We start from the raw sequence: 10773 nt of genomic DNA on the forward strand, positions 1-10773 counted from the left end.
GATTTTTTTAATTGCTTTAAAAGATGGTAACCGGTCTTTCAAAGATGGCCTGTTTTAAGCTTAACCTGTAAAAGGTATTGTTTTTACAGATTAAGCGTGACAGGCTAAAATCAAATAAATCAAAAAAAATCGCTGTTATAGGGGTACATTAAAATTATAATTTAACAGTAGCCGGCAAATATTTAGCAATCAAATCCTCGTAGTAAGGCTTTAACTCCGATACTACGGGCGGTTTTGGACTTTTTGAGTACAAATCATACGGGTTAAATTTATCAACCCATTTAAACATCTCCTGGTCATGCGCATTCAGCAAATGATCGTAAGCCTTTTCGCGGTGTTGCGAGTAAAAGGAATGGTAACGGATCATATACAACGCTTCTTCGGGCAAATAATCTTTGGTAATGTGGTACAGGTATTCATCATGCCCCCATGACATGTGCACGTTATCCAACCCGCATTGGTGGGTGTAAACGCCATATTTGGTATTATAGCGCTCATCTGTGCTATCGGGGTTGGCGGCAAAAAACTCAGGGTAAACTATCTTATCCGAAAACTTGCATCCTACCGGGAACGAATCGCCTACAACGTTCCATTGGGGCTCGCCAAAAAGACAAAGCACCTTGCCTAAATCGTGAATAAAGCCGGTTAATACAAACCAATCAGGATGGCCATCGGCACGAATGGCTTCAGATGTTTGCAATAAATGCTGCAACTGATCGAGCGAGATATCAGGGTCCGATTCATCAACCAGTGTATTCAAATACTCCATTGCCGACCACCAGGGCATTTCCATTTTATCAAACTGTAAAAAATTAGCTTTTTTGGCTAATACGTTACCATAGGTTTGGTAGGTATGGTTAAGCCTGTAAAACTCCCTTACCGGGTTATCTTCGGCATCATTATAAACCCTGAACTCCTCTTTGGCCTTAGCTGTGCCGGGCTCGGGGTACCTGCTTAATACATCATCTTCCCAAACATCCAAACTTGGCAGCGGCGAAATTTCTTTTTCAGTTAACTTTTCCATATCGTAAACCATTCAAACAATTAATTATTAAACATTGGTAAAGCCCCCATTTGTCAAACTCTAAAATATACTTATCGCTACATCCAGAAACCTCGAAGTAAAAACTACAACAGGCTATTTATAAACCGGCAATCCAATAACTACGTTTTAAAATGAGCTGCGCTTAAAGGCACAGTTTAGCTTTATAATGTTTTAAAATTCACTAAAAAAAACATCGGTTTTACATAATCAGGGGTATTTATTTACGTAAACGATTACGTACATCAACCTTTACCTATTTTGTAAGTACCTTATTTTTAGCGCTTCCAGGCACTTGTACATTTTGCATTAACGATTTAGTAACGCCAAAAAGCGCTATTACGGGTAACGATTTTACCTGCGGTATTTTAAGTGAGTTAAGGGTTAATCCATTAATATCTTCAAACACGCAGGCTGCCCTAAAATCCTGCCCGGCGCAGCTGAGCGTTACATTTTTAAAGTTCACCCCTGCCGCGTGGCGGGCATAAAAACCCCAGGCAGGCAATTCGCCAAACATCGAAAACTCAGGATAATCACGCGGATTTTCGGGCACTTTACTCAATGAATCTAAACTTACATGGGCAACAGCTTTACTGGCATTGCCATGGTATACTATTTTGATATTCTGCAGGGTTACGTTTTGAACAGGATGCCCCGGCAAACCGGCAATTGACGATGGGAAGGGGTTATGTGAGCCTTTAACCTCCGGCCCTTCCATGGGGTATCCTTTATCGGGCTTGCCTTTGGGTACATCAACGGTTACATTTCTTATCCTGATACCGTTGATCTTGCTTACTACCGTATCTTTATTGCGATGGCCAAGGCGAATAAAAATAGCATTGCCTGTATTAACGGCATTAATGTTACTGATGTCAATATCTTCCATCACGCCCCCGTCAACGCATTCCAGGGCAATTGCTGAGCGGTAGGTATCATAAATTTTAATATCCTTCATGGTAATCTTTTTGAAGCCGCCCCATGAAGCTGTACCAAATTTAATACCGCTGGCGCTTGAGCGTATGGTACAATTGGCTACATATATATTTTCGCAGCAGCTGTTCCGGTTGCTCGATTTAAGGCAGATGCCATCATCGTCGGCATTAAAAAAACTGTTGGTGAGCTTTACATTTTTACAATCTACCAGGTCGATGCCGTCATTATTCCAGTAGGTATTGCTTATTACTTTAATGCTGTCAATAACCATATCGCGGCACTCCCGGTAATCCTGGATCCACACCAGGCCATTTTGAATAGTTATACCTTTTACCTGTATACCGGCGCAATTATAAAAGCCGATTAGCTTGGGGCGGTTGGGTTCTTCGGGTTGGACCTGCCCCCAGGGATTAGTTCTTTGCCACAACGAATCGCGCAATTTCCCGGCCTTCAGCATCGCGAAAAGATCTTTCAGCAATTCGTCGCCGTTGCCATCAATTGTTCCTTTACCAGTGATGCCAATGTGTTGCTGATCTTTTGCAAATATTAAGGGCGATGCATGGCCTTCGCCATAATCAATCCGCTTTGCACTCCCGAGCAATACGGCGTTAGCAGCCAGGTTTAGGGTAACGTTTGATTTTAGATTGATAACACCCGTTAAAAACTTCCCGGCCGGAACATGCACTATACCACCGCCTTGCGCGTTTGCATTGTCAATAGCCTTTTGAATGCTTGCCGTGTTATTGGTAATACCATCGGCCTTTGCACCATAATCGGTTATGTTAAAAACTTTTTGCTGCGCATAACCTACAAAGGGCATTGCAAGCAAAGCCAAAAAAGAAAATATTTTCATGATAAACTATCGATAAAGAAAAATTAAGCAGGATTACTATCCCGGTACACGCTACATACAAGGATTTCAATTTTTAATCAGGCACCTAAGTTGTTAAACTTTTAGTTTAGTTTGCGGCAACAGCATTCATTTATTTACGTAAACGTTTGCATAAACCTCTTTATATTAGTAAAATTATACCGTTATAAAAAGGTATCCGCAATGGGTAACATCAATTTAAAAGAACTTGCTTTAGCGCTAAATTTATCAACCGCCACCGTATCAAGGGCGCTACGGGACAGTCATGAAATAAGCCCCGAAACCAAAAAGAAGGTTTTGGAACTGGCTAAACAACTAAACTACGAGCCCAATCCGGCTGCCAGTAATTTAAGAAGCCATAAAACAAAAACCATTGCCGTAATTATTCCCGAAGTAACCAATAACTTTTTTTCGCAAGCCATTAACGGCATCGAAGAAATAGCGCGCAGGCACGATTACCATGTTTTGATTTACCAAACGCACGAAAACAGCGATTTGGAAATGGCCTTTATGCGCCGTTTATTGAGTGGAAGGGTTGATGGGATCCTGATTTCGGTAGCCAGTGAAACCAACAACGATCAAAATTTCAAGGACATTATTAACCAGTTGCCCGTTGTTTTTTTCGACAGGGTAAATGAAGATATAGATGCCGTAAAGGTAACTACAGATGACTACGAAAGCACTTACAATGCAACCTGTCATTTAATTGAAGGTGGATGCAAAAAAATCGCCTACCTGATGGCATTAAACAACCTATCGACAGGAAAAAAACGGTTTGCCGGATATTGTGCAGCACTAAACGACAACGGCATTATCAAAAACGACGCATTAGTAGTAAACGACGCCAACAATGAAGATGAAAATTACGCGCTGATAAAAAAATTGCTGATTGATAAAAAACCCGATGGCATTATAACGTCTATTGAGAACCTGGCCCTGCCTTTTTACTATGTATGCAAAGACCTTAATTTGAATATCCCTCGCGACATTAAGATAATCAGTTTTTCGAACCTCAAAACCGCGCCGCTTTTAAATCCCTCACTCAGCACAATTACACAGCCAGCCTTTGAAATGGGCAAAGAAGCCGCAGGCATTCTTTTTAAAATATTGAATAAAAAATATTTTGAACCAAACGAAACGCTGGTACTAAAATCAACTATCATAAAAAGAGAATCCACAGGATTTTAAGGGTTATTTAATCCGCGGTTCCCGGTTATTTCCCACACTATATTACCTTTCTGTTAAATAATACCCCGGCGGTAAAAATCCCGTTTGGGTGGTTTAACTTTGCAGTGGTTACCAGGTGAGCAAAGGTATACCGCTGCGTAGGGCGCCGGACGGCGGCATATGAAAGGTTCGAGCCCTTTCCCTACATCTCGTTTAAGAATTAAGTGCCGGAAATCGAGAGTTACTTTTGGTGATGAGGCATTTACGCTGTTTGCAGTAAAGCTTGTTGAAATTAAGACCTGCCCGCTGGCTACATCCGTTTGTAAAACCTGATTTATGAACAATATAAATTATTTTGAAGTAAGTTTAGCGGTGCTAATAGCAATCGCGCTGGTGGTTTGGCTGGTGCGCCGCAACATCAAAGACGAGAAGAAGTTTGAAAAGGATATGATCCAATCGGAAATGAAGCCCGACAGGGAGGAACAGGATGAGCGGGGCGATCCGTTGGTTTAATTTTAAGTTGAAAGTTCTAAGTCTTAAGCTCCAAGTCGAACTTGTTTTTTAATTAGAGCTTAAGACTTTCGGCTAAAGACAAACAGTAGCATCAGATTATATTTTACGTTTAACAATGCAGAGAAGAGCAGCATTAAAAAACATTGGCGGCCTGTTGCTGGTACCGTCAATTGGGTTTAGCCAGGGTATTGATCCTAAAAGGCGCGCACTGAGGGTGGCACATGTTACCGATATTCACCTGAAAGACAAGTTTGGTGCACCTGCTAAATTTGTGAAATGCCTGCACCACGTACAACAGCAAAAGCCCGACCTTATGCTGAACGGCGGCGATATTGTTTTTGATATGAATAAGGAAAACCTGGGTACCATTAACACGCAATGGCAGCTGATGAAGGGCATCCTGAAAACCGAAACAAGCATACCTACCCATTTTTGCCTGGGCAACCACGACATCTGGTGGAACGAAAACAATAAAACCGAAGCTGTTTATGGCAAACAATACAGCATGGACCAGCTACAGCTGGCCAGGCCTTACAATAGCTTTATACAGGGTGGCTGGAAATTTATTTTGCTTGATAGCGTTCACCTGGATGTTGATGGCACCTGGTACATTGGCAAACTGGGCGACGAGCAATTTGCCTGGCTGGAAAACGAACTAAAAACTACAGATGCGGCAATGCCGGTGCTCATCATGTCGCACATACCTATTCTGAGCGCTACAGTGCTCATAGCCGATAACATTATTAACAAATGGGAAATATTGGGCGGCGACATGCATACCGATAGTACCCGCATCATTAACCTGTTTGCCCAATACCCCAACGTAAAGTTATGCCTGGCAGGCCACATCCACCTGCGCGACAAGGTAGTGTACAACAACGTTACCTACATTTGCAACGGCGCAGTAAGCGGCGCATGGTGGGAAGGCAACCTGCGCCAAACCGCCCCCGGCTATGGCCTTATCGATCTGTACAGCGATGGAACCTTTGATGAGCAATATGTGAATTACCTGGGGTAATATCCTACTTGACCTTTTAAAAAAATATTACACAAAACATCAATACCCAATTATATAAAACATTCCCATCAAGTCTTATTTATCAATTTACCAGAGCAATAAAACACTGCTCTTCAATATATTATCAGCTGCCTTTTAATAAGGAAAATATAATCAATGGGCAGTTTCTGTTGGTTGTTCATTTTTTACTATCTGCAATACTTCATCTGCGCTTAGGGCCGCCTGGTAAACTTTTACCTTATCCATATATCCATGAAAAATCCTTTCTGACGGAAACTCCTCATTCCTGCCCAGGGTCCATTTGTTGGTTACCGATAGGTTTACAGTGGTTTCCATTACGGTGGTACCCGCCAATGCACCATCAATATATAGGTAGAGTGTGTTACCCGTGCATACCCCGGCAATGTGGTGCCATTGGTTATTCCAGTTGGCGGGCAGGTTAACGGTACAATCGCCCCGGCCCCAGCCGCCGGCAAAAAAAGTAAGCGTTTGATGATCAGATACCTGTAAAACGTGGCTATCGCCCTTGGTTATCATATCAACTAATCCTTTTTCGTTTCCGGTGGGGTATACCCAGCCCATCATGGTGATGGTTTCGCCCATATTATCAAGGGCGGGAGTGTTGGGTACCTCTACAAAGGTGTGTTCATTAAACCCGAGCCTGCCAGCAGTTTTTGACTTTTTGGCAATTACTATTTGCCCGTCATGCCGAAATCCGGAGTTGTCTTTTACCACATTGTCGACCGAATAATCTATAGGAGAAAGATCAAGCAAAAGCGATTCTGTGTTGTCCTGGTACACTTTATAAAGCACCTTTTGATCACCTGCGGTTATCCTTTTAAAACCTTTTGAAGCACCTGCCAATAAGTGGTCTATCACCTTTTTTTCGCCTGGTTCCAACACAACCGTATCGGTAAAAATTAAGGAGTCGTTTTTAGTTATCGGGATGTTAAAAGTATGCTTTACACCGCCAATATTTTGGACGATATAAGCGAGGCGCTGCGGCTCATTTACTTTAAGCATTGCAGTAGCGGTAAGGCCTGTAATTTTAAAGGGATGCGCCGCGGGATTTGGCGGCAGTTTTACATCAACCATCACCGGGGGCAGCCCCTCTAATTTAATTTCCGTTTTCCCGATGGGGTAAAGCCGGCAGACCAGCGAATCTTTTTGAGTACTACCCGAAGCTACCATACAATTTTTGTAAGCGTACGGTTTGCCATTAACCAATAGCGTAACAATTTTAACGCCGGTAACGCCTGCGTTGCCGATTGAAAAATGAATGGTAAAAGGCTCATCGGGCGCAACATTTTTTTTTGAAACGGAGCAACTCAATATTTTAAAGGCAGGATTTTGTTTTGTTTCGGATAGCTCAACAGGGTTGTTATCCTTTGGCCAATTCCCTGCCTTATCCGTCAAATCAAAAACCATTGAGCCGCCGGCTATTAATACCGAATGCGGCAGAGTGAGCTGCTGCCAGGGTTTACCATTAACGGTTAAAGCCTTTACGTAACCTTTTGTATCTGAAACATTACTACCTACCGTAACCTGTTTTCTGTTTGGCAGGTGCAGTGTAACAGATTTAAACAAGGGCGTGCCGATAGCATAGTAAGGCCTGCCTGGGCAAACCGGGTAAATACCCATGGCGCTAAAAACATACCAGCTGGAGGTTGAGCCCAGGTCATCATTACCTGGCAAACCGCCGGGGCTGTTGCTGAAACGATGAAGCATAATTTGCCTTAACCATTTTTGGGTTAAAGCCGATTTGCCTGCCTGGTTAAACAGGTAGGGCAAATGAAAAACAGTCTCGTTATCAAACAGGATCACATTATTGCTAAGCGCCGAATCGAGCCGGCGGGCAAATTGGTCGTTGCCGCCCGTGAGGTTAATAAGATCTTTAATGTTTTGGGGCACGAAATAGGAATACACCCACTTATCCCCTTCTTTGTAACCCGACATGCCCGGCTGTAGTTTAAACTCAGCATCGTTGCGGGACAATAGCAACAATTGGTCGTTATTTAAAAGGTTGCGGTAGCTGTAGCCGCGGTTTGCCAAAAGCAGGTAATCTTTATCATTATGAACAACGTTTTTGGCAAATTGCGATAAAGCCCAATCATCATAAGCATATTCAACCGTGCGGGTAACCGACTCGGACCGGGTAAAGGGGATGTAACCTTTTTGATTAAAGATCTCCATGTCCGGCTGTATGAACGGCGGTTCCAATACGCTTTTCTTCATGGCGGTATAGGCCAGCTGTTTATCAAAACCGGTTATCCCTTTCAGGTAGCTATCAACAATGATGGGGATGGCATGGTTGCCTGTCATAGATTCAGTTGGTAGGTGGCCGGTTTGCTTGTAAATATCCAGCATAGATAAAATTACATCCTGCTGCTTATCCGGGTAAAGCAGCGTAAGCAAGGGGTGCAGCGAGCGGAAAGTATCCCAGGGCGAGAAGGCCCCATATTGGTGATTGCCTGTTTTTTGGTGAATTTTATCATCCGCCCCCCGGTATCGGCCATCCACATCGTCGATAACCCAGGGGATTAAAAGCGAATGATACAGGGCGGTATAAAAAACGGTTTTATTTGCATCGTTACTGTCTGTTACATCAACAACAGCCAGTTTTTTTTGCCATTCGTTAACGGTACGTTTACGCAGTTGGTCAAAAGACAATGCTCCTATTTCCTGATCTATATTGCGCTGGGCACTTGCATAGCCGACGTTGGAAGCACTTAGCTTAAGCCCGATAACTTTATTATCCTTTTTAGCCGGTTCAAAACTAAAAATCCAGCCGCCTTTTACCTCTCTTTTTGAGGCATAGGCTTCTGTAAAGTTGATGACCATATTGCCGTTGGAGGCATGGAGTATTTTGGGCGATATAACACTAATATTCCCCGCATCGCCGATAAATACCTGCGGTGATGAACCTTCGGTAAACGTAAAGCGGAATATCCCCGCCCTGGTTGTCGCTGTAGATTCAACGGTGCTGTGGTCGTCATCAAACATCACCTTATAGTAGCCTGGGCTTGCGGTTTCATTGGTATGCGAAAACTTCCGGCTGTATTTCTGCGGCTCAAACTCACCTGCCGGGTTAATTGTCATCACATAAAACCCGCCGGTTGAACCCTGAGGGAAGCCGCTCATATGCCTGAAACAGCTGAAATAACAAATGGCGCTGTCACCGTAATTATAACCCTTTCCAAACCTGGTTTCGGGGCTTAACTGTATAAAACCCGATGGCGCCACCGCGCCTGGATAGGTACCGCCATCGCTGCCCCATTTGGTTAGCACTTTACTTTGGGCTGTGCCGATGAAAGGGTTTACGTATGGCAGGTGGTTGGTGTATTGGGCGGAGGCGGTGCGAGTGAGGAAGAGGGTTAATATGAATGTTAACGGAAAAAGGGCAAAAGTTACGCGGCGACTATCGTATGGCGACGAAGACTCACCCGGCGAGGCTGCGCCCGCCCCCCTCTCTTCACCTACGGTGTAAAGAGGGGCTTGAACGCTTAATACCGATATATTAGATAAAAAAAATAAATAGTAAATTTCCAAGCCCCTCTTTCCGGCGAAGCCGAAGAGAGGGTGGCGGGCGCAGCCTCGCCGGGTGAGTCTTAGCCAGCGTTCAAAACCAATTTTTGTGTAAATATTAAATATGCCATCCTGAGCCTGTCGAAGGATAGCGGACAAAGGCCTCTCCCCGCGACCCTTCGACAGGCTCAGGGTGCCGTGTTGGGGTTTAGATGGATATTGACTTGAACGTTGGTGACTACTCACCCCGGCTACGCTGCGCTGGCCGACCCTCTCTCCGGCTGTGCCGCAAAGAGGGTTGAAAAGATAAGAACGTTTTTTTCGCCCCTCTATGCACGAAGTGGAGAGAGGGGCAGACGGGCGCAGCCTCGTCGGGGTGAGTCGTTTCCGCCATGCGATGTAACTCATTCCCCTTTCTGCGTTTGGCGGAATTTTACCACTTATGATAAAATGCTTGCCCTGAACAGTTCGGGATTGCTTCGTACCTCGCAATGACGGTTGAAAATGTGATTTGTGGGGATATAATAACATGATCAGATAAGATCTCAACTTTTTCACCCTCGTTATATTTTAATATATATCTTCCTCTTATCCAACACATAAGTTACCAGCCAGCACAACATCATGTAGCAAATGGCAAATACCAGTGTGCCCAGCGCACCGGGGAATACCCGCTGGTAAAATACCTGGTTTATCCAATCGTAAAAACTCAGTTTGGGGGCTACCCATATGGTTTGGAAAACGGTAAGCAGCAATTCTGACAGCAGGTAGATGGCCAGTGAATTACGCCCAAGGATGAGGAAAAAGTTGGTGCCGCGTTTTACTTTTTCTATTTCGATAATAAATATCAGCAGGCCCAATATGGCAAGGTCGATACCGATGGTGAGCAGTGAGAAAGTGCTTGTCCACAATTTTTTGGCTATCGGGAAAAACTGGCCCAGGAACAAGGCAGCTACAATGAGCAAGCCGCCAAATATCATGAGCTTGGCCACAGTTTCGTAAGTTTTACCTTTACGTTGTATGAACGCGCCGGCTAAAAAGCCGCCTATCACATTTACTATCCCGGTTAGTGTGCTCAGCAATCCTTCGGGGTCAAAAGCTACGGGGCCGCCTTTGTCGTGGTATAAATGATCGTTACCTAATAACACAATGTCAAGTTTGGTACCGGCATTGCCCAGCATAGTAAACTCTTTTCCCGGTTCGCCAAATAATACCAGGAAAAGCCAGTAGCCAATCAGCAATAAACCCGATATGATAACTGCTGTTTTTTGAGAGCAATAATGCACAATCAAAGCGCCAAAAAAGTAACACAGGGCTATACGCTGCAACACGCCCATTATGCGGGTATGGCTTAGCGGGTTAAAAGCCCAGCCATCGGCAACGCGGTGAAAAAACGGGAACCAGTACATGAGGTAGCCCAATAAAAAGATGATAACGGTACGCTTAAATATTTTGCTGATAAAGGCGGCGTCCGATTCAAATTTCTTTTTAGAGAAGCTTAAGGCATTGCCTACCGCAAACAGGAACGACGGGAACACCAGGTCGGTTGGTGTAAAACCTATCCATGGGGCGTGGTCAAGCGGTGTCCACACGTCCGCGCCAGAACCGGGGGCGTTTACGATGATCATGAAACAGATGGTCATCCCCCTAAAAATATCTAATGCGGTAAACCTTTCAGTAGTTAGTGCCATGTTTTATTGATTA

Annotated in this window: 7 protein-coding genes; 3 read left to right on the plus strand and 4 right to left on the minus strand. The window is 44.2% G+C overall.

From position 1 onward, the window contains the following. Positions 1-154: 154 nt before the first annotated feature. Together FSB76_RS10385 and FSB76_RS10390 are read right to left on the minus strand one after the other, a co-directional pair. A complete protein-coding gene (locus FSB76_RS10385; RefSeq protein ID WP_090643896.1) occupies positions 155-1024 on the minus strand; it encodes an inositol oxygenase family protein in 870 nt (289 codons plus the stop codon). Between the two features lie 274 nt (positions 1025-1298). After that, the gene (locus FSB76_RS10390) at positions 1299-2828 is read right to left on the minus strand and encodes a glycoside hydrolase family 28 protein (RefSeq protein ID WP_147053508.1); all 1530 of its coding nucleotides are present in this window, start codon (positions 2826-2828) and stop codon (positions 1299-1301) included. A 201-nt stretch (positions 2829-3029) separates the two neighbouring features. On the opposite strand from FSB76_RS10390, the gene FSB76_RS10395 reads away from it, so the two are divergent. From FSB76_RS10395 to FSB76_RS10400, 3 genes are all read left to right on the plus strand, one after another. Continuing rightward, entirely contained in the window at positions 3030-4034 is a 1005-nt protein-coding gene (locus FSB76_RS10395) for a LacI family DNA-binding transcriptional regulator (protein WP_147053509.1), read from the plus strand. Between the two features lie 315 nt (positions 4035-4349). Then, the gene (locus FSB76_RS32355) at positions 4350-4526 is read left to right on the plus strand and encodes a hypothetical protein (RefSeq protein ID WP_192910144.1); all 177 of its coding nucleotides are present in this window, start codon (positions 4350-4352) and stop codon (positions 4524-4526) included. A 115-nt stretch (positions 4527-4641) separates the two neighbouring features. Next, a complete protein-coding gene (locus FSB76_RS10400; RefSeq protein ID WP_147053510.1) occupies positions 4642-5544 on the plus strand; it encodes a metallophosphoesterase family protein in 903 nt (300 codons plus the stop codon). A gap of 153 nt (positions 5545-5697) precedes the next feature. On the opposite strand, the gene FSB76_RS10405 is transcribed toward FSB76_RS10400, so the two are convergent. Beyond that, a complete protein-coding gene (locus tag FSB76_RS10405; RefSeq protein ID WP_158642878.1) occupies positions 5698-9093 on the minus strand; it encodes a GH92 family glycosyl hydrolase in 3396 nt (1131 codons plus the stop codon). A 539-nt stretch (positions 9094-9632) separates the two neighbouring features. After that, positions 9633-10760 carry an acyltransferase family protein gene (locus FSB76_RS10410; RefSeq protein WP_147053512.1) on the minus strand — a complete coding sequence of 376 codons (1128 nt, stop codon included), beginning with the start codon at positions 10758-10760 and terminating at the stop codon, positions 9633-9635. Between the last annotated feature and the right edge of the window lie 13 nt (positions 10761-10773).

This window comes from Mucilaginibacter ginsenosidivorax, assembly GCF_007971525.1.
GTDB classification, from domain to species: domain Bacteria; phylum Bacteroidota; class Bacteroidia; order Sphingobacteriales; family Sphingobacteriaceae; genus Mucilaginibacter; species Mucilaginibacter ginsenosidivorax.